Here is a 23,646-nt window from a genome sequence, read left to right on the forward strand (position 1 = left end):
ATGACCCCACCCCTGAACGCGGCCGCACTGGAGCCGCTGAACACCGGCGCGCTGCCGGCCCACTGGAACCGCGGCATCGACAAGGCCGCCATCGACCGTGCGATCGCGCGCGCGCTGGAGGCGGTCGACCGCAACCTGGCGCACTTCGGCGACGCCTTCCCGATGCCGTCGTCGCAGGGCGGCGTCTACGCGGCGATGGACAACACGGAATGGACGAACGGCTTCTGGACCGGCATGTTGTGGCTGGCGTACGAGCTGACGGGCGCCGCCCGCTACCGCGACGCGGGCCTGCGCCACGTGGCGAGCTTCCACGCGCGCCAGCGCGACCGCATCAACGTCAACCACCATGACCTCGGCTTCCTGTACAGCCTCTCGTGCGTGTCCGGCTACCAGTTGACGGGCGAGCCGCTCGCGGCCGAAGCGGCGCTGGGCGCCGCGCGCCTGCTGCTGGAGCGCTACCTGCCGGGCGCCGGCATCATCCAGGCGTGGGGAGAATTGTCCGACCCGGCCCAGCGCGGGCGCATGATCATCGACTGCAACCTGAACCTGCCGCTGCTGTACTGGGCCAGCGGCTTCACGGGCGACCCCGCGTTCCGCACGGCGGCCGACAGCCACATCGAGGCGGCCGCGCGCCACATCGCGCGTCCGGACGGCTCCACGTTCCACACGTTCTTCTTCGACCCGGCCAGCGGCGCGCCGCTGCACGGCAAGACGCACCAGGGCTACGCGGACGATTCGTGCTGGGCGCGCGGCCAGTCCTGGGGCATCTCCGGCTTCCCGCTCGTCTACCGCCACAACGGCGACGGCCGCCTCGTCGACCTGGCGAAGGTGCTGGCCAACTACTACCTGAACCGCCTGCCGGCGGACGGCATCTGCTACTGGGATCTCGTGTTCACGTCCGGACCGGAGCCGCGCGACAGCTCCGGCGCCGCCATCGCCGCCTGCGGCCTGCTGGAACTGGCGCGCACCCTGCCGCTGGCCGATCCGCTGCGTCCGGCCTACGAACGCGCGGCGGCCGGCACGGTACTGACGCTCGCGGCCGATTACGCCGACACGAGCGGCACGCCGGGCGCGGGCCTGCTGAAGCACGGCGTGTACCACAAGCCGAACGGCGTCGGCGTGGACGAGGCCTGCATCTGGGGCGATTACTTCTACCTCGAGGCGCTCGTGCGGCTGACCCGCACGTGGCGCCCCTACTGGTAATCAGTCGTGGGCTTCCGTCGATTCGCGCTCGACCAGCGTAAACGGCATCAGCCGGTGCTGCGGCATGTACGACTGGCCGGCGCGGCGCGCGCGGATGTGTTCCACCAGCAGGGCGACGGCGCTGCGCGCCATTTCCGTGATCGGCTGGTGGACCGTCGTCAGCTCCGGCCACACGGTCGTCGCGACGGGCGTGTCGTCGAAGCCGCAGACGGCGATGTCGTCCGGCACCTGCAGGTGCAGCCCGTGCGCGACCGCGATGACGGCGGCCGCCATGTCGTCGTTACTGGCAAAGATCGCGGTCGGCCGCGTCGGCTGGGCCAGCAGTTCGCGCGCCGCGAGCAGGCCGGAACGGTAGGTGAACATGCCCTGCGCCACCCGCTCGGCGGGGACGTGGTGGCCCGCCTCGCGCATCGCGTCGATGAACGCCTGGTAGCGCAGCTGGGCCGGCGTGTGCTCGGGGTCGCCCTTGATGAAGCCGATGTCCGTGTGGCCCAGCGCCAGCAGGTGCTTGGTCATCGTCAGCGCGCCTTCGTAGTCGTCGATGCGCACGGCCGACATCTGCGGCGACGGCTTCGCGGTCGCGACCGCGACGGACGGAATGCCCATCTCGGCCAGCTGCTTGAGCGCGGCCTTGGAGTCGCACAGCGGCGGCGGCACGAGGATGCCGTCGGCGCCGTCCGCGATCAGGCGGTCGATCGCCTTGCGCTGGCTGCGCAGGTTGTCGCAGTTCTCGAGGATCAGGTGCGCGCCCGTCTGGCTGCACTCGCCGAGGGCCCCGACGAGGAAGGCGCTGAGGAACGCGGCGCTGGGATTGCTGTACAACAGGCCGACGCGCAGTGTACCGATGCGCGCCGCGCGCGCCGCCACGTTGACCTGGTAGTTCAGTTCCTGGATGGCGCGGTTGACCTTTTCGCGCGTCTTGTCGCTGACGCTGGCGTTGCCGTTGATGACGCGCGACACGGTCATCGCGGAGACGCCGGCCTTCTGCGCGACGTCCCAGACGGTCGCACCGCCGGCCGGGCGGTCGCCCTGCTTGGTTTCACTACCCATTGAATTATTGTCCTGTAGTCTGATGGCCTGGCATTGTTATCGATTTCATTCCCGGCACACGATGTCACATGATACCGCCGTGCCAGGGGAAATGCCACTTCTGACAACGCCGCATGGCAGCCCGCTTGACGGCTCTCCATGCAGCATGGATGCCTTGATTGCACCAATTCAACAATGCTACCATGAGATCGATAACAACCCCAAGTTTCACCGAATGAAGAAGGAGACTGTCTTGCCTGCCTCTCGCCTCACCATCGCCGTGCTGCTCGCCGCCGCGGCCGTCGCGGGCTGCCGTACCGTGGCCGCGCCTGCCCAGCCGCAGGCGCCCGCGGGCCTCGCCGCCGCGCCCTGGATCGCGGATCTCGGCGACGGCCGCTACCGCAACCCCATCCTGCACGCGGATTATTCCGATCCGGACGCGATCCGCGTCGGCGACACCTTCTACATGACGGCATCCAGCTTCAACAATGCGCCCGGCCTGCCGCTGCTGGAGTCGCCGGACCTGGTGAACTGGACGCTCGTCGGCCACGCCCTGCCCCGGCTGGAACCGGCCGACGTGTTCGACCGTCCGCAATACGGCAAGGGCGTGTGGGCGCCGACGCTGCGCTGGCACGACGGCCGCTTCTGGATCTTCTACCCCGATCCGGACTACGGCGTCTACGTGACGACGGCCGAGCATTTCGCGGGCCCGTGGACGCCGCCGCGGCTGCTGCTGGCCGGGCGCGGCATCATCGATCCCGCGCCGCTGTGGGACGACGACGGCAAGGCGTACCTGGTGCACGCGTGGGCGAAGAGCCGCTCCGGTATCAACAACGTGCTGACCTTGCGCCGCATGGACCCGCAGGCGACGCGCCTGCTGGACGACGGCGGCAAGATCATCATCGACGGCGGCCGCTATCCCGGCTACCACACCGTCGAGGGGCCGAAGCTGTACAAGGCGAACGGCTATTACTACGTGTTCGCCCCCGCCGGCGGCGTCGAGATGGGCTGGCAGGCCGTGTTCCGTTCGCGCTCGATCGACGGCCCGTACGAAGCGCGCCGCGTGATGGACCAGGGCGACACCCCGATCAACGGGCCGCACCAGGGCGCGTGGGTGGATGCCCCGGACGGCAAGGACTGGTTCGTGCACTTCCAGGACAAGGGGGCGTATGGCCGCGTCGTCCACCTGCAGCCGATGCGCTGGCAGGACGGCTGGCCGGTCATCGGCGCACCGGGCCGCACCCCGGGCGTCGGCGAACCCGTGAACACGTACGCGAAACCGGTGCAAGGCTTCGGCCCGGCAGCGCCGGCGACGAGCGATGCGTTCGACGGCCCTGCCCTCGGCCTGCAATGGCAATGGGGCGCGAATCCGGCGCCCGGCTGGTACTCGCTGACGGACAACCCCGGCCACCTGCGCCTCGCCACGCAGGTGGTGCCGGAAGCCGACGGCTTCGTGCGCGCCGCGGGCGCGATCCTCACGCAGAAGGTGCCCGCGTCACGCTTCGTCGTGGAGACCCGCGTGCGCCTCAAGGGTGCCGTCGACGGCGACCGGGCAGGCCTGATCGTCAACGCCATGCAGTATGGCTGGGTGGGCCTGCGCCGCAGCGGCGGGAAGACGGAACTCGTGCGCACCGTGTGCGGACCGTTCGGACCGCGCTGCCGCGAGGAGTCCACCGTCGTGCTGCCGGACGCGCCGGACGAGGTGGTCCTGCGCATGTCGATGTACGAAACGGCGTTCGTCGGCTTTTCGTACAGCGTGGACGGCCGCGCGTTCAAGCCGGCAGGCGACCCGTTCCCGGTCACGCGCGGCACGTGGGTGGGCGCGCAGGCGGGCCTGTTCAGCGTCGGTGCGCGCGCGCGCACGCAGCCGTCGTACCTCGAAGCCGATTATTTCAACGTGACGGCGCCGGGGGCCGGGCCGTACTGACCGGCTGCGTTCAGGCGCCAATACACGGCATAGCGTTGGTGGTGCAGGTCGAACAGCGGCCGGACGACGATGCCGTTGGCCGGACCTGCATCCTTGAACCTGAACGCGGACGGATCACCGGGGACCGGCGCGAGCCAGTCGGCGGGATTGCCGGACTTGCCGACGATATCGGGAACCGGCACGGCCGCGATCTTCAGCCAGGCATCCTTGTCGCCCACGTCGCTGGCCGGCATGTCCTGCCTGCCAAGTTCTCCGGCCAGCAAGACCGGGCCATGGAACAGGGAGACCGTCGAGGCGTCGTCCATGGCCTGCTCCAGCCGCAACCCGGCCGGCAGCGTCAAGTCGATCATGTCGCCCGCCCGCCATTGCCGCCGCAACGCGATATAGGTCGAGGGCTGCGCGTCCACGGGTTGCGGCTTGCCGTTGATCCTGAGCGTCACCCGTCCGGCGACCCATGCGGGAACGCGCAGGTTGAGCGTGACGGCGCGGGCGCCCGGTTTCACCACCGTCAGGCGCACCGGGTCGCCGCGCGTGATGTCCCCTTGCTGCCGCAACACGATCCCGGCTTGCCGCCAACCGAGCTCGGACGGGATGTACAGGTTCACCCAGAGCGCATCGTCCTTGTGGAAGTAGATGCCTTCGTTGTAGCGCGCGGTGTTTTCGATACCGGAGCCGGTACAGCAATAGCTGCCGTTGAGATAGGTGCGAAAGTCCCCATGGAACGGCGTGAAATACGTCATCGCACCGGAATCCGGCGCCACCGACGCCAGCACGTGGTTGTACAGCGCACGCTCGTAGTAGTCGGCAAGCTCCGCGCGGCGATCGCGCTCGAACAGTCTCGCGGTCAGCTTGAGCATGTTGTGGGTATTGCAGGTTTCGGCGGTCGTCGGCGGCAATACCTTCCCGCTGTCGATCGACGGGCCGGCCTCCACGCCGGGTTGATCGAACCATTCGTTCACCGACGTGCCGCCGTTGGCGAACGCATGCCTGTGCACGACCAGCCGCCAGAAATTCTCGGACGCCTTCTGTTCCAGCGGGTCGCCATCGACGTTCGCGGAGTTCGCCAGGCCCACTACCTGCGCGATGTGCGTATTGGCGTGCAGGCCCCCCAGCCGGTCCTCGCCCTCGGCAAGCGGGCCGACGAACCAGGCGCGGTGGAACATGCGGGCGGTGTCGAGGTGCCGGGGATTCTTGTCGATCTTGTAGAGCTCCGTCAGGACGTCACTCATCGCACCGAATTCGTTTTGCGGATTGCGGCTGCCGTCCGTGCGGAATATCCGCTCGACCTGCCCGGCATCGAGCCGCGCGAGCCGTTTGCCGAAGTAGTCGGCCATCCGGGTAGCCACGTCGAGGGCCTGCCTGTTCCCGACGTAGGCATGGGCGTCGATGAGGCCCGACATGATCTTCTGGATCGTGTAATAAGGCACCCCGATGCCCCCGGCGTCGGCCCCGGGCTTGCCTTCGAGCTGGTCGAAGGCGGCCGTGGAAAACGCGGCCAGGTAGCCATCCTGATTCAGGCTCTTCTGGCATGCCGCGAGCTCGGCCACGAGGTAGTTGACGCGGTCGCGAAACCGCAGGCTTCCGGTCGCCGCCGCCATGCGCGACGCGGCGGACAGATAGTGCCCCGTCATGTGCCCACGCAGGAATTCACTGTCCCAGCCGTCGTAGCCCTTCTCGATGCCTGCTTTCTGGGGAAGTTTCGCCAACGCGCGGTAGTGGTAAAGCAGTTTGTCGGGATCGTAGGACGCGAGCACCCCCGTGCGATGCAGCTCCTGCCGGACGTGGAACGGGCTTCCCGGCAGCAGGCGCACCTGGTCGGCCAGGAAGGCACGCGCCGCGTCGACCGGCGCGGGCGGCGCAAGCTGGCCGAGGTCGCGGGCGACGCCATGCGCCGGGAACGCCGCGAGGGTGGCTTTGAGCATCGAACGGCGGGTGAAGGACATCGAAAAGCCTTTCGTAAAAAAACCGCCGCCGGCAAACACCGGCGGCGGTCGAAAGCGGGCACGCGGCCCGCGACGAGAGAGAAGATTACAGGTTGCCGAACTTGTAGCGCAAGCTGAAACCGAAGAAGCGGCCGTTCTCGTAGTGCTGGCGTTCGATGCCGCTCTCGTTCCCAAGGCCGCCGACGTTACGATTGAGCGTCTTGTTGGTGATGTTCGACGCGATCAGCGACAGCGCCAGGTTGTCGGTCAGCTGGTAGTTGAACGAGCCGTCCAGGATACCGTAGGCATCGATGTAGCGGCCGTCGATCGGGTTCGGCGAGAAGCCGAACAGCACCGACGGCGAACGCCACGTGTAGACCAGGCGCGCGGACGCCTTGTTGTCCTCGTACAGGGCGCTCACGCTGTAGCTGTTCTTCGAGGCGAACGGCTGCGGCGTCGAGATGATGTTCGGCGCGGCCTTCGTGCCCACGTTGAACGGGTTGTCCGTCTTCACGTAGGTGTACGAACCGGCCACGCCGAAATTCTTCAGGATGCCGGGGGCGCTGTCGAAGAAGTACTGGCCCGACAGCTCGACGCCGCGCGCATAGCCCTTCTCGGAGTTCAGGGTCTTCGACACCAGGTACTGGCCGCCCGAGCAGCCGTTCGCGACCGCGCCGTTGTAGGCCGGCGCCAGCGCGAGGGACTCGCAGTTCTGGACGTCGTTGAAGAAGCCGTTGATCTCCTTGTCGAACACGCCCGCTGCCAGGTAGTTCGTCTTGCTGAAGTAGCGCTCCAGCGAGAAGTCGAAGCTGTTCGCGGTCAGCGGGTGCAGTTCCGGGTTGCCGACCGACGCCGTGCCCTGCGTCGAGTTGTAGGTGACGTACGGGTTGAGCTGGTCGAGGCCCGGACGCGTCATGCCGCGGCCGTAGCCGAAGCGCGCCAGGAAGTCCTTCGCCAGGTCGTACGTCAGGTTGAACGACGGCAGCGCGTTCGTGTACGACGTCGTGCGGCTGTAGGGGCCGATCACGCCGCTCGCATTCGGCACCTGCGCCACGAATTCGCCGTTGGTGCGGACCACGCGCACGCCGGCGTTACCCTTGAGCCGGTCGTCCAGCAGCGAGAATTCGCCCACCAGGTAGATCGCCTTGGTCTTCTCGTTCGTGTAGCGGCGCGCGAGGACCTGTTCCGCCAGGCCGTTCTCCGGGAGGATGCCCGCCTTCGGGAAGGCGCCGCTGACCTGGTTGCCCAGCAGCTGGTCGGGGTTGTACACGGCGTAGCCGCCCGAATAGCCGGCCAGGCCGTCCATGAAGTTGGTGGGCGACGACTGCACGTGACCGCCGGTCGCGGCCGAGATGCCGTTGCTGCCGTCCGCGGCGAGGGGAAGTCCGTCGGTCGTGAGCGGACGGCCACTGAAGGCGAAGTTGTTGAAGCTGCTCGACTGGCGCGCGGCACGGGTGCCGAACTTGATGCGGCTGAAGAACCAGCCATCGTCCAGCGAATACGTACCGTCCAGGGCCACGGCGCCGCCGGTGTCGTGGAAGCTCTGGTGCGTGCCGTTGCTGTAGGCCTGGTACATGAAGTTGGCCGGGTTGGACAAGTCCGGGCCGGTGAACGTCGTCTGGTGCGGGGCGCCGTCGGCCACGCGGTTGACGGTCCAGTACAGGCCCGGGTTGGACAGCAGGGTCACGGCGCGGTTGTCCTGGGTCTGGTCGGCCTTGATGAAGTTGATGTCCGCCTTCAGGAACAGGGCCGGCGTCGGGTGCCATTCCGCACCGGTCGCCGCGATCCACGTCGTGTACGGGCGGTGCTCGTCGCCGCCGGTCGTCGTCATCCTCGTGTTCAGGAAGTTCCCGCTCAGGAAGCGCTTGGTGGCGAGGACGTCGTTGCTGCCGCCATTGAGGTTGCCGTTGGCGAACTGTTCGGTCAGGCTGAACGGCGCCGTCTGCAGGTTCTGCACGTTGTTCGCCTGCGTATTGATGTCCGACGAGTTCAGGCCGCGGTAATTCTGGTGGTACAGGTAATAGGTATAGTTGCCGTCGACGTAGAAACGCAGGGTGTTGTCGACGCGCCAGTCGGCAGCCAGGTTCAGGCCGCGGCGGGTGCGCATGATCGTTTCCTGGAACACGTTATTGGTGATCGCGGGCGCCGCCATGACGTTGCCGATCTGTTCCTGGGTCAGGCCCGCCAGGTTCGGCATGTAGGCGCCGGCAGTCGTCGATGTCGGCAGCGTGGGCACGCTCGCCAGGTAGGAGACGTCGGTGCGGCCGACGTAATGCGACATCGGCCTGGACGGGTCGTTCGCCGCGTTGGCGGCCGCCAGGGTCGCGTATTCGGCGCTGTCGGCGCGGACCGCGCGTTTGTAGTTGGCGCCGCCGTTGGCCGGGTTGTTGTCCGAACGGCCCGTGCTCTGCTGGAACACGGCTGCCGCCATCACGCCGATGCGCCCGCCGCCCTGCAGGTTCCAGCGGTTGGCGATCATGCCGAACAATTCCGGGTTGCCCTTCTTCGCGAGGTCGTTGTAGCGGCCGCCGATGTTCAGTGCGCCCGTCAGGCCCTTGAAGTCGCTCGGATTGCGGGTGCGGATGTTGACCAGGCCGCCGATGGCGCCCTCGATGTGTTCGGCCGACGGGTTTTTGTACACGTCGATGCCGGCGACCATGCCCGGAATCGCGCCTTCCAGGTTGAATTCGCGGCTGCCGGCCGTGAAGTAGGCGCGGCCGTTCACTTCCGACGCCGTCTGGCCCGACAGGCCGCGGATCGTCACGCCCGAACCCTGGCCGACGGGCGACGCGCCCTCGCCGCCGTAGCGGTAGCCCTGCACGCCGGGAATGCGCGTCATGGTCTCCGTGACGTTCGGGTCCGGCAGCTTGCCGATGTCGTCGGCGCTGATCGAGTCGACGACCTCCATCGAGTCGCGCTTGATCGCCAGCGACGATTGCGCACTGGCGCGGATGCCCGTCACGACGACCGTGTTGGCGTCCGCCTGCTGCGCCCAGGCGTGGCTCGCGAAGGCTTGGGCGAGCGCCACGGCGACGACCGACATCGTCGGTCCGAGATTGCGGTGATTCTGCTTCATTTGGTTCTCCTCTGTAATCCGATTTGGCATGGTTTTTTCCCGGCTCTGTGTGGCCGACGTTTTAGGTATCGATAACAAATCTAGGTTGAATTATAGGCCGCGTCCTTCCTCGTAGTAATGCCTTTGCGAAATATCATTGATGATGTGGTATTTGAACGACGCCGGCACCTTGACGGGCCGCCGGCATCGTGATCCGGGACGCGAATGTCCCGGTTATCGATCACCTGTCCGCCACCCGCTTGGCACGCACGGGGGCGAGCACGAAGCGATAGCTGGCGGGTGCGAGCGGGATGCGGTACTTCACGTGCGGCCGCCCATCCAGGCTCCAGCCGGTGTCGCCGCCCACGCCCGCCTGGGCCAGGTCGACGAGCACCGAGCCGTCGCCATGCGGCGCGATCTCGGAACTCTTCCACGTGCCGCGCGGCCGCAGGTACAGGTCTTCGTACGGGAAGGCCAGCGCATTGAACGCGCCCGGCGCATCGAAGTCCACGCGGACGCCGGTGCCGGCGCCGTCCTGCAGCTGGAACCAGCGCGCGTCTGTCTTGTTGCCGCTTTCCTGCGGGCGGATATAACCGTGGTACTGGTCCGCCACCTTGCCCGCGTACTGGCCCAGTGCGGATCCCGTCTTGCGGTCCGCATACGATTCGTACGGACCACGGCCGTACCATGACAGCGCATCGAGCGCCGGCAGGCTGTCGAAGCGCAGGCCCAGGCGCAGCGGATCCGGCAGGTCGTCACGCAGCGGCGTGAAGCTGGCCTGCACGTCGACGCTGCCGTCGGCGCGCATCCGGTAGACGTTTTCCCAGTGCGCCGCGCCGGCGCCGAAGCTGAACAGCACGCGCACCCCGTCGCCCGTCACGGTCACGTCGCGCACCTTGCGCTGGTCCGTGAACGTCCGCCACACCCAGTGGCTCTTGTCCACGCCGGAACCTTCGTCATTGTCCGTCAGGCCGCGCCAGAAATTCGGCGAACCGCCCTTCAGGACCGTGCGGCCGGCCACCGTGTAGGTCACGAGGCCGGTGTCCGGTGCGACGCGCAGTACGGCGTCGGCGGCGCGCAGCTCCACCGCGCCGTCCGTGCGGACAGGCGCCACGGCGGCCAGCTGTTTCTGCGCGGCGCGCGGCGACGCCAGCACGAACTGCGACCAGCCGACGACGGCGCCCTGCTCCACGCCCGGCAGCGCCGCACGGGTCTTCGCCCGCACGGTCAGTACACGCTCGCCTCCGGGTGCGACATCGGGCAATGCCAGCGCCAGTTTCTGGCGGGCGCCGGCCGGCGTGGCCGCATCGGCCAGCGTGCCGCGGGCGACGACGACGCCGTCGCGCGCCAGTTCCCAGTCGAACGCGAGATGCGACAGGTCGCGGAAATCGTAGCGGTTCACGACCTCGACGCTGCCTGCCGCCGGGTCGCCTTCGAAGACGACGGGCGAATAGACCTTCTGCAGTTCGTAGTATTCCGGATCCGGCGTGCGGTCCGAGCGCACGACGCCGTCGCCGACCACGCTGTTGTCGCCCCGCTCCGGGTTCAGGTCGAAGCCGGACGCCCAGTAGGTACGGCCCTTGTCGTCCTTCGCGATGACGCTCTGGTCGACCCAGTCCCACACGAAGCCGCCCTGCAGCTTGCGGTGCGCGCGGATGACCTGCCAGTAGTCCTCCAGGTTGCCCAGCGAATTACCCATCGCGTGGGCATACTCGCACTGGATCATCGGCTGGCGGAAGTTCGGGTCGAGCGCGTAGTCGGCCATCTTCTCGATGTCGTCATACATGGGCGCGTAGATGTCGACGTAGGCGTTCGGCAGGTGTTCCTCGCCGATGGTGCCGTGGCCCAGGTAGCTGATCAGGCGCGTCGGATCGTTCTTGCGGATCCACGCGGCCGCGTTCTCGAAGTTCGGCCCCGTGCCGGCCTCGTTCCCCAGCGACCAGAAGATGACCGACGGCGAATTCTTGTCGCGTTCCACCATGCGCGAAATGCGGTCCAGGTGGGCGATGCGCCAGTGCGGCTTGTAACCCAGCTGGATCGCGGCGCGCTTCTGCGGGTCGCCCGCCTGGTCGCCCTTCTCCATGTAGCCGTGCGACTCGAGGTCCGCCTCGTCCATGATGTACAGGCCGTATTCGTCGGCCAGGTCGTACCAGCGCGGATCGTTCGGATAATGCGACGCTCGCACGGCGTTCACATTGGCCCGCTTCATCAGCTCGATGTCCTTGCGCATCGACGCCATCGACATCACGCGGTAGGTATGGGGGTCGTGCTCGTGCCGGTTGACGCCCTTGATCATCACCCGCTTGCCGTTCACGCGCACTTCGCCGTCCGCGATCTCCACCGTGCGGAAGCCGATGCGGCGCGACGTCGCCGAGACCAGCCGGCCCTGCGCATCCGTCACCTCCACGAGCAGCGTGTACAGGTTCGGCGTCTCGGCCGACCAGGGTTTCACGGCGGGGATCGCTCCGGCCAGCACCGCCTTGCGGTCCGCACCCGGCGTGCCTTTCACGCGCAGCACTTCGCGCGTGCCGTCCAGCACCCGCGCCTCCACGTCCACCGTGGCCGTCGCGCCCGCCATCTCGGCGACGAGTTCCAAGCGGCCGTCGCGATAATTCGACTTGTCCAGCCCCGCGGTCACGCGGTAGTCGCGCAGCCGCGTCTTCGGTTCGGCATACACGTACACGCTGCGTTCGATGCCGTTGACGCGCCAGAAGTCCTGGTCTTCCAGGTACGAGCCGTCCGCCCAGCGATACAGCTCGATGGCGATCGTGTTGCGGCCCGGGTGCACGTAGCGGGTCAGGTCGAATTCGGAAGGCAGCTTGGAATCCTCGGAATAGCCGACCTTCTGGCCGTTCACCCACACATAATAGGCGGCGCCCGCGGCGCCGATCTGCAGGAACACGTCGCGGCCGTTCCACGCGGCCGGCACGTCGAACTCGCGGCGGTACGAGCCGACTTCGTTCAGGTCATGCGGAATGAACGGCTCGTTGGCGGGGAACGGATAGCGAATGTTCGTGAAGATCGGCTTGCCGTAGCCTTGCGTCTGCAGCATGCCGGGAACCTGGATCCGCCCCCACTTGCTGACGTCGTACGACAGCTTGTAGAAATCCTTCGGGCGGGTTTCCGGGGTCGTCGAGTACGCGAAGGACCACGTGCCGTCGAGCGAGACGTAGTATTGCGACGCGGCCTTGTCGCCGGCCAGCGCTTTCTCGCGCGATTCGAAATTGAAGAACGTCGCCTTCATCGGCTCGCGGTTGACCGCGACCACTTCCGGCTGCTCCCACTCGGCCGGCTTCGGCTGCGCGGCCAGCGCCGGCAAGGCCGCCGTCGCCAGCAGCACGGCCGCGATGATGTTCCTGGATTCCATGTCTCTCCTCTGTCGTTATCGTTATCGTTATGGTTGCTGTGTCAGCGGAAGCGCAGGCCGTCGACGAAGCCGTTCACTTCCAGCAGTCCTGCCTCGGGCGCCGTGAGCCGCTTGCCCCCCACGGTCACGTTCTCGATCGTCACATTCTTCACCGTGCGCGTGGCGTCGCGGCCCGTGATGGCGGACGCGCTCGGCGCGCCCTTGCCCGTGTAATGGATGTTGCGCAAGGTGACGTTCTCGATGCCCAGCCCGGGGCTCGTGTTGTACTTGGCCGTGTACGCGATCTTCAGGTTGAAGAGCTTCCCTTCCTCGATGCGGTCGACGCGGATGTCCTCGAACACGACGTCGCGCACCAGGTTGTCGTCGCCCGCCATGATCCCCAGCGCGCCCTCGTATTCCGGGTCGTCCTCGTCGTGATCGAGGATGTCGATGTTCGAGAAGCGCAGGCGCTCCAGCACCTCGCTCTGCGGATGCACCGGGGTCGGCGTATTGCCGTGGATGCCGATCATGACCGCGTGGGCGATGTCGGCCCACAGGGTCGTGTCCCGGACCAGCACGTCGCGCGTATTGCCCCAGATGTCCCAGCGGTGGTTGTAGAACGTCAGGCAGTCGTCCGACGTGCGCACGAAGCTGTCCGCGATCGTCACGCGCTCGCACGCGAAGTGGCCGATGCCGTCCGACCACTGGCCGGCGCCGATGGTGCGGATGCTCGTCTCGACGAGGTCCTGCGACATGATGCAGCGCATCGTGCCGTGCGGCTGGTTGATGGCGATCGGGCCGTCGATCCCGATGTTGCGCGAATTCCGGATGGTCGTCACGTCGGTGCCGTCGAACAGGCCGTCGCTGAACACTTGCACGTCCTCGACGCCGTCGATCACGAGCGGGCTTTTCAGGACCGCGGCGCCGTGGATGTACACCTTCGTGTGCGAGCGCAGCCTGAAGTCGCCCTTGTGGATGCCCGGTCCGAAGAACACGACGGGCTGCGTGAAATCGGGCGCGGTGCCCGTGCCGATGTCGTTCGAGGCCAGGTTCGCCGGCACGGCCGGCATGTCGGCGCGGATCGCGTGCGTGAACACGTGCAGGTTGTGCAGGCGATCGTCGTCGAACTCCACGCTCAGGTTCTCAGGCCGGCGCAGCGTGAAATACACGACGCCGTCGCGCACGAGCGGCTTGACGCCCTTCGCGTCCGGCCGCACCGCCACTTTCGAAAACGCGCCGTTGTTCTTCTGGACCGCCACTTCCACCGTGCCGTCGAAGTTGAAGTAGACCATCGAGGCGTCCTGCGGCTTGTCCAGGTCGACCTTCACGTTGTACTCGTACAGGTCCTGCCACTGCCCGCCGGGCGCGCGCACGCGCACCGTGTAGTCGTCGTTGTGGTGGGTGTAGCGGATGGGATTCGGGAACGGGTGCACCTGCAGCCGGTTCTCGATGGCCTGGGCGGCATCGGCCGCGAGGCATCCCAGCAGGACGGCAAGCGGCGCGGCGCAGCGGCGCGCGAACGCACGTAACGTGAACAACGGATCGTCTCCTTTGCCCGTGGCGCGGTTCACGCCGCCGGGCTTGTCGTTTGATTTTGGTATCGATAACTCGGCCAGTTATAACACATCTGGAAACGATGTCAAGAACTCTCCGGATTCCCGGATCCCGGCCTACGCTGCCGCACATCTTAACGGTGGCGGTGGCGCCGCAGGCATGCCTTTTTTATCGAAATGGATATGTTTTGGACATGGCAGCGCGGTTGATCAAGATCGCGGTTAACGATAACAAAATAGATGCATACGTGCTAGCATCGGCGCGGCAGTACGGCAGCACCTTCGATCGCAGTTCAACATTCGCCTGCATGGCATGGAGACTACCAATGAAAAAAATGGAACCGAACGACTGCAAAGCCCCCGCCCTGACATCCGCACTGACCCCGGCCGAAGCCCCCGACGCGGTCTCGCGCACCCTGTTGGGACGCCGCGACTTCCTGATGGGCCTCGGCGCCCTCGCGCTCGCCGGCTGCGGCGCGGGCGGCGGCGCCGACGCACCGGCCACGCGCACGCTCGCCACCGGCACGATGAGCGGCACGGGTGCCGCCACCGCCTTCGTCCATCCGGGCCTGCTGCACACGCAGGCCGACTTCGACCGCATGAAGGCGAAGTACACGACGTCGCCGTGGTCGGGCAGCTGGAACCTGCTGGTCAATAATTCGCACGCCAGCCTGTCCTACACGCCGCACCCGCAGACCATCGTGTACCGCGGCTACGACGGCGTCCATCCTGAAAACTATTCGACGCTGTTCAACGACGTGGCCGCCGCCTATGCGTGCGCCGTGCGCTGGAAGATCTCGGGCGACACCGCCTATGCTGACAAGGCCGTGCAGATCATGAATGCTTGGTCGTCCATCCTCACCTCGATCCAGGGCACGACGGACGCCGCCCTCGCCGCCGGCATCTACGGCTACGAATTCGCCAACGCAGGCGAGATCGTGCGCACCTACGCCGGCTGGGCCGCGGCGGATTTCGCCGCGTTCCAGGACATGATGAAGACCGTGTTCTATCCGGTCAACCACGACTTCCTCATCCGCCACAACAACACCGACGTCACGCATTACTGGGCCAACTGGGACCTGTGCCAGATGGCGGCTATCCTCGCCATCGGCGTGCTGTGCGACGACCAGGGCCTGTTCGACGAAGCCGTCACCTACTTCAAGTCGGGCGCGGGCAACGGCGCCGTCGCGCAGGCCGTGTACTACGTCCACCCGGGCTTCCTCGGCCAATGGCAGGAATCGGGACGCGACCAGGGCCACAACACGCTCGGCATCGCGCTGATGGGCGCGATGTGCGAGATGGCCTGGAACCAGGGCGTGGACTTGTACGGCTACGACAACAACCGCTTCCTGATGGGCGCGGAATACGTGGCCAAGGCGAACCTGATCCAGTTCGGCACGACGTATTACACGGTGCCGTACGTCCCCTACAACAACGTCGACAACGTCAACCAGGCCGTCTTCTCGACGAACAGCCGGGGCAATGTGCGGCCCTGCTGGGCGCTGGTCTACAACCATTACGTGAACCGCAAGGGTCTCGCGGCGCCGTATTCGAAGATGTTCGCCCTGCAGATCCAGCCGGAAGGCGGCGGCGGCAACTACGGCTCGACGAGCGGCGGCTACGACCAGCTGGGCTACGGCACCCTCACCTGCACGCGCGACCCGGTCGCCGCCGGCGTGCCGCCCAGCGGCCTGAAAGCGCGCACCCCGGCGGGCGGCGTGGAATTGTCGTGGTGGGGCAGCGCCTACGCGACGAGCTACAAGGTCAAGCGCGCCACGTCGACGAGCGGCCCCTGGAGCACCATCGCGAGCGGCATCACGGACCTGCTGACATACACCGACAATCCGGGCGCGGGCACCTGGTACTACGTCGTTTCCGCCATCACGCCGGCGGGCGAGACGGCCGATTCGAACCGCGCCACCGCCAAGGTCGGCAAGACGCTGCACACCTACCTGGCGTGTAACGACGGCACCGGGACGACCGTGTCCGACGCCAGCGGCCAGGGCCACGCGGGCACGCTGACGGGCAGCGGCACGTGGGGCGCCGGCAAATCGGGCAGCGCGCTGGCGCTGAACGGCAGCACGGATTACGTGAGCCTGCCCGCGAACCTCGTCACGGATCTCACCGATTTCACGGTGGCCTGCTGGGTATATTGGAACGCATCACGGAATTGGGAACGCATCTTCGACTTCGGGTCGGGCACCGGCCGCTACATGTTCCTGACGCCGCGTTCGGGCAGCGGCGTCGTGCGCTTCGCCATCACCGTCGACGGCGGCAAGGGCGAGCAGGCCGTGACGGGGACGGCCGCGCTGCCGACCGCGCAGTGGGTGCACGTGGCCGTCACCCTGTCGGGACAGCTGGCCACCCTGTACGTGAACGGCACCGCGGTCGGCAGCAACGGCGCGCAATTCCTGCCGCCGTGGCAGCTGGGCGGCACGAGCCAGAACTGGATCGGCCGCTCGCAGTATGCGGGCGACCCATATTTCAATGGCCGCATCGACGAGTTCCGCATCTACCGCGGCGCGCTGGCGGCGGCGGACATCGCCGCGCTGATCGCCGCCAGCTGACTTGCCGGTCCGTCACACCCGGCGCCGGCGCGCGAGCGCCAGCGCCGACAACCCGATCGCCGCCAGCAGATACCCCGCCGGTTCCGGCACCGCCGTCACGGCGGGATCCGTCAGCGTGCCGGCGATCGTCCCCCGCCCTTGCGCGTCCAGCGCCGGCGTCCACGTGAAATCGGCCAGCGCGCCCGTGAACGGATCATAGTGGCCGAGTGGCGCGAACGCGTCGTCGAACGCCGCCACGACGAAATGCGACACATAGCTCGTCAGCGGATCGGGCGCGCCCGCGAAGGTCAGGTCGAACGACAGGGTGCCGCCGAAGTCCACGGCGTGGAACAGGTCGTTCGACGTATCGTTGCGGAACAGGTAGCCGCCCGCGACGGGCGTCACGCCCCACGAATCGATGAACGCCGTGCTGCCGAAGCCCACCATGTTGCTGACCAGCGCGGTGGCCAGCGGCACGCCGCTGCCGGCGGACAGCTGCATGTCGACGTAGCCCGTGGCGGCGCCGAAGGTCGACGTGTCGATGGCGACGTGGATGGTCTCGGCCGACGCGGCGCCGGCGCCCGCCGCCAGCATCAGCGCGAGGGCGGAAACAAGGGATTTGAATCGGATGGTCATGGCTGTCCTCAGAAATGGGGTTGGTACAGCGCCGGCACGTAGCCGATCGCGACACGGTTCGGATTGGTGAACGTCAGCGGCACGGTGAGCGTCGCACCAGGATTCAGCGGCCCCGCGACGGCGACGTACGGCACACCGCCCGTCGTGCCGCCCGCGTTGTCGAGCGTGACGCCGCCCGTCAGGCCATTCAGCGCGAGCCACAACGGCCCCGCCAGCGCGGTCGAGCCGGTGTTCGTGACGGTCACGCCGCCCACGTACTTGCCGGTCATGCGGTTCAGGGTCGCGCCCTGCTGGGTCATCCTGACGCTCGCGCCGACGTCCGCCGGCGCGACGTTCACGGCCAGCGTGTGCTGCGCCTCGGTGTTGCCGGCCGCGTCGACGCTCCAGTAGGCCACCGTGTGGCTGCCGGTCGTGTTCAATGCCACCGTCGTTCCGGTCTGCTGCGCGCCGCCGTCCACCGTGTAGTACGTCGCCTTCACGCTGCCGCCCGTATCCGTGGCGGACAGCGTGACCGTCACGTTCTCCGCAGGTGTCGCGCTCGTGCTCGCGGTCGTCACGGGCGGTGTCATGTCGGCGCCATGCAGCGAACCATGCAGGCGCACTTCGGACAGGTTGCCGTACCACGTGCCGCCGTTATAGATGCGGAGGTAGCGGTACGGCGTCGGGTCGGCGACGGAGAACGCTTGCCACTCGAGCGTCGAGACGGCCGGCGTGGTCAGCGTCGTCCACGTCGTGTTGTCGTTCGAGCCCTGGATCACGGTGCCCTTGATGCGCCCGTAATTGCCGTCCTGGCGCGGCGCCAGTTCCACGCCCGTCAGGTTGACCTGGTTGCCGGCCTTGAAGTCGAAGGTCACGTACGCGCCCACGCCCGAGTTGTTGCTGCCGGTGCGGAAGTCCGAGATCGAACCGAGGTTGGCGTCGAACAGGCTCGTGACGACGGCCTGCGTGGTGGCCGCGGGCCGGTTCACCGTCGAATCGATCAGGGTGGCGATGGTCGGCACGTTACGGATCGTGTCCGCCTCGTCCACCAGCGTCAGTGCGGTATTGTCGGTGGTCGCCGTGCTCGTGAAGCCGGGCTGGCCGTTGGCCTGCGTGTAGCCGATGGCGAATTTGACCGCACCCGCCGCCACGCCCTGGGGCAAGGTCGCCGTGGCCGTGAAGTTGATGTTGTCGGTCGTCGTCACTGTGGCCGGTACGCCCTGGATCGCGACACCCACGCCGCTGATCGCCTCTTTCGCCGTGAACGTCAGCTTGACGGCATTCCCGGGCACGATGCGCGTGCGCAGCGCCTGCGCGGAACTCATCGACACGGTCGCGATCTTGTTCGACGATTCGGCGACGCCGTACAGGCGCAGTTCTTCCATGTTCCCGTACCAGCTATTGCCGTTGATGACGCGGATGTAGCGGTAAGGCTGCGGGTTCGCCACGGTCAGGGTCTGCCAGTCGGCCGTGTTCCCGGCCGCGTTGGAGAGGGTCGTCCACGCCGCGTTGTCGTTCGAGCCCTGCACGACGGTGCCGTTGATACGCGACGCGTACTGGTCCTGGCGGCCGATCACTTCCGCGCGCTGGATCGTGGCCTTGCCGCCTTCCTTGAAGTCGAACATCACCCAGCCGCCGTAGCCGCTGCCGTTGACGCGGAAGTCCGTCCCGGTGCCGAGATTGCCGTCGAACAGGGTGTTCACCGTCGCCAGCAGGTCGGTCGCGTTGCGGCCGCTGGAATCCTGCAGGCTCGTGATCGCCAGCAGGTTGCCCAGGTAGTTCGTCTGGTCCGCGATGAACAGCGACGAGCTGTCGGTCGTGAACAGCACGGGTTCCGCATCGGCGCCGGCCCCGGTCTTGTAATTCAGGGTGAACTTGACGGTGCCCGGCTGCGCGTCGCCCGGCATGACGGCGGTGGCCGTGTAGTTCACGTTGTCGGCCGTCGTCACCTGGGCCGGGACGCCCTGGATCGTCGCGGCCACGGCGTTGATCGGGGCCGTCGCCTGGAAGTTCAGCTTCACCGTATTGCCCGGCACGATGCGCTTCCTGAGCGCCTGGTCGGACCCGATCGACACGGACGACAGCAGGTTGACCGTCTCGTGGCGCGTGCCGAAGATCCGGAATTCGCCCATCTCGAACATGGAGCTCGACGGCTGGATCATCTGCACCTTGAAGAAGCGGTACTGCTGGTCCTTGAGGTCATCGCCGACGGCCAGGGTCTGCATGTCCTCCGTCACGACGGTCATGCCCGGCGTCAGGCGGACCCAGTTCTCGTTGTCGTTCGAACCGAAGGCGACGACGCCGCCGCCCCGCTCGGGGAAGGACGTACGCGCCTGGATGCCGAAGGCGGTGGCATTGACCTTGTAGCCCGGGCCGAAGTCGAAGTAATAGGTGAGGTTCTGGGCCAGGTAATAGCCGACGAACGAATCGGGCGTGCCGTCCAGGGCATTCGGCACCTGCGTGCCGAACGTGGACGAGACGAACATGTTCGAGTAGTTCATGCTGCCGTCGGCGAGCAGCGGCGTCAGCTCGGAGAGTCCCTTCAGCGCCGCCTGCAGCGCGCCCAGCTTCTGGTAGAACTGGTCGTCGGTGGCCGTCGTCACCGCGCTGGTGGCGTCGGCGTACGCCGCGTTGTAGGCGGCGAGGCTCGGGGTCGTGTACAGCGTGTCGGGCTTGTACCCGGCCGTCACCGCGGCGACGGCGGACTGGCGGTCCGCGCCGACGACGACCTGCACGGCCTTCGACGTGACGACCGTGCCGTCGGTCGTCGTGACGATGAAGCTGTAGGTGCCGGCCTGCGTCGGCACCCACGCGAAGGCGCCCGTCTTCGTGTCGAACTGGGCGCCGGGCGGCAGGTGGTCGATCGTGTACGTCAGGACGTCGGTGGCCGTGGCGTCCGTCGCCGCGAAGCTGTACGACACGGTCGCCGTGGAGCCGGCGTTCGTGTACAGGCTCAGGTCCGCGTCGCCGCTCGTGAACACGGGCGGCGTGATCGAGGCGCCCGGGTTGACGTTGATGTGGTCGATGTCGACCGTCGTGCCGGCGCCCTTGACGGTGAGCGGCAGGTAGTCGCCCAGGCCCTGGTACTGGCCGAATGCATAGCTCAGGTAGCGCCACTGGCCCTGCGTGTCCGGCAGCAGGATGGTGTCGCCGAAAGCGTCCATCGATGCTTCGCCGTTGGTGCGCACGCGGAATGCCACGCTGCGCGTCCCGTTGCCGTAGCCGACGACGGCCAGCCTGCTGCCCGCTCCCGTGGCCGCGACGCGGATGAACGACGCGGTGTCGTCCTGCATCGCGGTCCCGAAGCCGTCGAGCGACGTGAAACGGTCTTCGACTTCGCGCACCGGATCGACGATGGGCTTGACCAGGAATTGCGTGCCCTCGCTTTCCGCCCCGGGCGGCATGAACAGCCAGAAGTCGCCGCCGCCGTCCACGCCGTCCCAGTTGTAGACCGTGCGGTCGGCGAACATGCGGCTGTAGTTGGGCGCGCGCTGGTTCATGTCCAGTCCGCGCGTGTACTTGTAATAGTAGTACGGCTCCCACGTATTCTGCGTGAGGCGGCCCCGGTAGCCGCCCTGCAGCGTCTTGTAGACGACGGTCGGCACGCCGTTGGCGTCCGTGTGGGCTGCGGTCGGCACCCAGGGCGTGTCGTAGCCCAGCATGAAGCCGGCGAAGTACTCCGTGGCGTCGAGGATGCGGTCGTTCAGGAATTCGTACGGTCCCACGGCGTCCGGCGCCGCCGACGGCGTGCCGTTGACGGGGTCGATCTTCTGGTTCTGCGACATCAGCAGGCGCGCGAGGATGCTCATGTTCGTGACGTCGCCGGCGCCGTGCGCCTGGTCGCGTCCCATTTCCACGTGCTCCACCATCGGCGTCACGGCTTCACCGGTCAGGTCGTTCTTCGTCACGAGACGGAACAGCTGCTTGATGGCCCCGTTCTGGCCCTGGTCGACGGCCGTCCGGTTGACCGTGAACCACTCGACGCCCTCGTTCCAGCGGGCCCGGTTGCCCGTGAAGATATAGCCGGACATGGACCCCAGCAGCGCGTACAGGTGCTGGTTCATGAAGTGGTCGGGGCTGTGGTTGAATGTTTCCGTGACCGGCACGATCAGGTTGTTCGTCAGGTTCACCGTGTCCTGGTCGGTCCAGGCCAGCGCCGCCGTCTGGCACGTCGTGGTGCGCATGATGTCCGCCGCGGCCATCATCCGGCTCATGGGAATGCCCGTGTGGATGTGCGCGTCCGTGTAATACGCGTACTGGGCGGGATCCATCTGCGCCCAGATGCGGATCAGGCGCATCGCGTTGGCGCGGTAGGTCTCGTCGCCCGTCACGTAGTACAGGATGGCCTGGGTGTAGGCCGACAGCGCGTCCGCGATGAATTTCGATTCCACACCCTGGCTGTTGAACGCCACCACCGCCGGCTTCGTCGGATCGGCGCCGCTCTGGTTCTTCGATGCCACCGTCTTCGACGCCGCGCCGGACAACAGCATCATGTTGAAATAGGTGTTCCATGGCTCCTTCTGCGCCTGCACTTCCGCGCGCATGTTCTCCAGCACCTCCTTCGTGAGGCCGACGCCGGGATGCCTGAAGCCGTTCGCGTCGGTGAACTCGTCGATGGCGGGCTGGTAGCTCGTGAGGATGGTCTGGATCGTGTCGGCCGCGACGGCGTCGTGCGCGGCGGGAAGCAGGCTCGCGACGGCGAGCGACACCGCCAGCGCCGCTGCCCGCAACATGGGCGTGCGGGTACGGGATTTACGCATTGTAGTCTCCTGTTCGGTATTGTTTTTGCGGGATCCCCGACAACGTCGATGTTATCGATACCCCGCAAGGAGTCTAGCATGCATAAACCGGTGTAAAACCTGCCATTCCGAAATAATTGTGATCGATACCAAAATCGGTATCAGTCCGGCACGACCGCCGTCGCCTCGATTTCCACGCGGGCGCGGTCCTCGACCAGCGCGCGCACTTCGACGGCCGTCATGGCCGGATAATGGGCGCCGATGATGTCGCGATAGACGGCGCCCAGGGCGCTGCCGGCGGCCAGGTATTCGCGACGGTCGACCACGTACCACGTCATGCGCACGATGTGTTCCGGCCGCGCGCCCGCCGCGCGCAACACCTCGACGATGTTGCGCAGCGCCTGTCCGGCCTGCGCGCTGAAATCGTCGCTGGCGAACTGGCCGTCCGCGTTCCAGCCGATCATCCCGCTCACGAACACAAGGCGGCCGCGCGCCGCGATGCCGTTCGCGTACCCGCGCGGGCGCGGCCAGCCGGGTGGTTGCAGTATCTCCATCATCGTTCATCCTTTGCCGCGCGCAGCAGTTCGCGCGCGATGATCAGTTGCTGGACTTCGGTGGCGCCCTCGTAGATGCGCAGCGCGCGGATCTCGCGATACAGCCGCTCGGCCGGATGGCCGCTCGTGACGCCAAGGCCGCCGAACATCTGCACCGCCGCGTCGATGACCTGCTGCGCCGACTCGGTCGCCGTCATCTTCGCCATCGCCGCTTCCTTCGTCACCTTGCCGCCGCGGTCGCGCTGCCACGCCGCCCGGTACGTCAGCAGCGCGCTTGCGTCGATGTGCGTCGCCATCTGCGCGAGCTTCGCCTGCGTCAGCTGGAAATCCGCGAGCGTCTGGCCGAACATCCGCCGCTGCGTCGCATGGGCCAGCGCGTCGTCGAACGCGCGGCGCGCGAACCCGAGGGCGGCGGCCGCGACGGACGTGCGGAACACGTCCAGCGTCGCCATCGCCACCTTGAAGCCCTGCCCGGCCGCGCCGATGCGCTGCGCCGCGGGCACCCGGCAACCCTCGAACCGCAGCCGGGCCAGCGGGTGCGGCGCGATGACGGCCAGCCGTTCCGCGATCGTGAAGCCTGGCGTGCCCGCATCGACGACGAACGCGCCGATGCCGCGCGCGCCCGGCGCTTCACCCGTGCGCGCGAACACGACGTAGAAGTCCGCGATGCCGCCATTGGAAATCCACGTCTTGTCGCCGTCGAGGACGTACGCATCGCCCTCAAGCCGCGCCGTGCAGCGCAGCGCGGCCACGTCGGAACCGGCGTCCGGCTCGGACAGCGCGAACGCCGCGATGGCCTCCCCGCGGGCCACGGGCGGCAGGTAGCGTTCGCGCTGGGCCTCCGTCCCGAACAGGCTGAGCGCGCCCGATCCCAGGCCCTGCATGGCGAACGCGAAGTCGGCCAGGCCGTTGTGGCGCGCCAGCGTCTCGCGGATCAGGCAGAGCGCGCGCGTGTCGATGGGAGCACCGGCGCCGCCGATCGCGTGGCGCAGCCAGCCGCCTTCGCCCAGCATCCGCACGAGGCGGCGACAATCGGCATCGACGTCCGTGCCGTGCAGGTCGCGCACGTACGCGGCGGCCCATACGTCCAGCGCCTCTTCCAGGTCGACGTGCCGCCCGTCGAAGAACGGCCAGTCGAGATAGGACTTGTCCGCCAT

Annotated in this window: 12 protein-coding genes; 3 read left to right on the forward strand and 9 right to left on the reverse strand. The window is 67.3% G+C overall.

Annotated features, from left to right (window positions below):
• Window positions 1–1,203, forward strand: a complete 1,203-nt coding sequence (locus QPK29_RS02225) for a glycoside hydrolase family 88 protein (protein ID WP_371769819.1) — start codon at window positions 1–3, stop codon at window positions 1,201–1,203.
• Here QPK29_RS02225 and QPK29_RS02230 read toward each other — a convergent pair whose 3' ends face one another.
• Complete coding sequence (locus QPK29_RS02230) at window positions 1,204–2,253, reverse strand: LacI family DNA-binding transcriptional regulator (protein WP_056131981.1); 1,050 nt, start codon at window positions 2,251–2,253, stop codon at window positions 1,204–1,206.
• A 232-nt stretch (window positions 2,254–2,485) separates the two neighbouring features.
• On the opposite strand from QPK29_RS02230, the gene QPK29_RS02235 reads away from it, so the two are divergent.
• The gene (locus tag QPK29_RS02235) at window positions 2,486–4,159 is read left to right on the forward strand and encodes a glycoside hydrolase family 43 protein (protein ID WP_371769818.1); all 1,674 of its coding nucleotides are present in this window, start codon (window positions 2,486–2,488) and stop codon (window positions 4,157–4,159) included.
• Here QPK29_RS02235 and QPK29_RS02240 read toward each other — a convergent pair.
• The 4 genes from QPK29_RS02240 to QPK29_RS02255 form a co-directional block, all read right to left on the reverse strand.
• The gene (locus QPK29_RS02240; protein ID WP_371769817.1) at window positions 4,120–6,081 is read right to left on the reverse strand and encodes a beta-L-arabinofuranosidase domain-containing protein; all 1,962 of its coding nucleotides are present in this window, start codon (window positions 6,079–6,081) and stop codon (window positions 4,120–4,122) included. The two genes, QPK29_RS02235 and QPK29_RS02240, sit on opposite strands and share 40 nt — an antisense overlap.
• Before the next feature lie 106 nt (window positions 6,082–6,187).
• Window positions 6,188–9,157, reverse strand: coding sequence for a TonB-dependent receptor (locus QPK29_RS02245; protein ID WP_371769816.1), 2,970 nt, complete (start codon window positions 9,155–9,157; stop codon window positions 6,188–6,190).
• A gap of 220 nt (window positions 9,158–9,377) precedes the next feature.
• Window positions 9,378–12,503 (reverse strand): glycoside hydrolase family 2 TIM barrel-domain containing protein, encoded by a 3,126-nt coding sequence (locus QPK29_RS02250; RefSeq protein ID WP_371769815.1) that lies wholly within the window; start codon window positions 12,501–12,503, stop codon window positions 9,378–9,380.
• Window positions 12,504–12,544: 41 nt separating this feature from the next.
• Entirely contained in the window at window positions 12,545–14,053 is a 1,509-nt protein-coding gene (locus QPK29_RS02255; protein ID WP_400189714.1) for a glycoside hydrolase family protein, read from the reverse strand.
• Between the two features lie 422 nt (window positions 14,054–14,475).
• Here QPK29_RS02255 and QPK29_RS02260 point away from each other — a divergent pair, with 422 nt between their 5' ends.
• Window positions 14,476–16,602 carry a LamG-like jellyroll fold domain-containing protein gene (locus QPK29_RS02260; protein ID WP_371769839.1) on the forward strand — a complete coding sequence of 709 codons (2,127 nt, stop codon included), beginning with the start codon at window positions 14,476–14,478 and terminating at the stop codon, window positions 16,600–16,602.
• 12 nt (window positions 16,603–16,614) lie between these two features.
• Here QPK29_RS02260 and QPK29_RS02265 read toward each other — a convergent pair whose 3' ends face one another.
• The 4 genes from QPK29_RS02265 to QPK29_RS02280 all read right to left on the reverse strand — a co-directional run bounded on the left by QPK29_RS02265 (window position 16,615) and on the right by QPK29_RS02280 (window position 23,646).
• Complete coding sequence (locus QPK29_RS02265) at window positions 16,615–17,217, reverse strand: NF038129 family PEP-CTERM protein (protein ID WP_371769813.1); 603 nt, start codon at window positions 17,215–17,217, stop codon at window positions 16,615–16,617.
• Between the two features lie 8 nt (window positions 17,218–17,225).
• A complete protein-coding gene (locus QPK29_RS02270) occupies window positions 17,226–21,956 on the reverse strand; it encodes a discoidin domain-containing protein (protein WP_371769812.1) in 4,731 nt (1,576 codons plus the stop codon).
• 140 nt (window positions 21,957–22,096) lie between these two features.
• A complete protein-coding gene (locus QPK29_RS02275) occupies window positions 22,097–22,489 on the reverse strand; it encodes a RidA family protein (protein WP_056132527.1) in 393 nt (130 codons plus the stop codon).
• Entirely contained in the window at window positions 22,489–23,646 is a 1,158-nt protein-coding gene (locus QPK29_RS02280) for an acyl-CoA dehydrogenase family protein (RefSeq protein WP_371769811.1), read from the reverse strand. The genes QPK29_RS02275 and QPK29_RS02280 overlap by 1 nt, the downstream gene beginning before the upstream one ends.

Origin of the sequence: Massilia orientalis (genome assembly GCF_030411975.2) — a bacterium.
Lineage (GTDB): Bacteria > Pseudomonadota > Gammaproteobacteria > Burkholderiales > Burkholderiaceae_D > Telluria > Telluria orientalis.

Coding starts and splice junctions, on each gene's coding strand:
- QPK29_RS02225 (WP_371769819.1), top strand. CDS start 1: ATGACCCCACCCCTGAACGCGGCCGCACTGGAGCCGCTGAACACCGGC.
- QPK29_RS02230 (WP_056131981.1), bottom strand. CDS start 2,253: ATGGGTAGTGAAACCAAGCAGGGCGACCGCCCGGCCGGCGGTGCGACC.
- QPK29_RS02240 (WP_371769817.1), bottom strand. CDS start 6,081: ATGCTCAAAGCCACCCTCGCGGCGTTCCCGGCGCATGGCGTCGCCCGC.
- QPK29_RS02245 (WP_371769816.1), bottom strand. CDS start 9,157: ATGAAGCAGAATCACCGCAATCTCGGACCGACGATGTCGGTCGTCGCC.
- QPK29_RS02250 (WP_371769815.1), bottom strand. CDS start 12,503: ATGGAATCCAGGAACATCATCGCGGCCGTGCTGCTGGCGACGGCGGCC.
- QPK29_RS02260 (WP_371769839.1), top strand. CDS start 14,476: ATGGGCCTCGGCGCCCTCGCGCTCGCCGGCTGCGGCGCGGGCGGCGGC.
- QPK29_RS02265 (WP_371769813.1), bottom strand. CDS start 17,217: ATGACCATCCGATTCAAATCCCTTGTTTCCGCCCTCGCGCTGATGCTG.
- QPK29_RS02270 (WP_371769812.1), bottom strand. CDS start 21,956: ATGCGTAAATCCCGTACCCGCACGCCCATGTTGCGGGCAGCGGCGCTG.
- QPK29_RS02275 (WP_056132527.1), bottom strand. CDS start 22,489: ATGGAGATACTGCAACCACCCGGCTGGCCGCGCCCGCGCGGGTACGCG.
- QPK29_RS02280 (WP_371769811.1), bottom strand. CDS start 23,646: ATGGCGGACAAGTCCTATCTCGACTGGCCGTTCTTCGACGGGCGGCAC.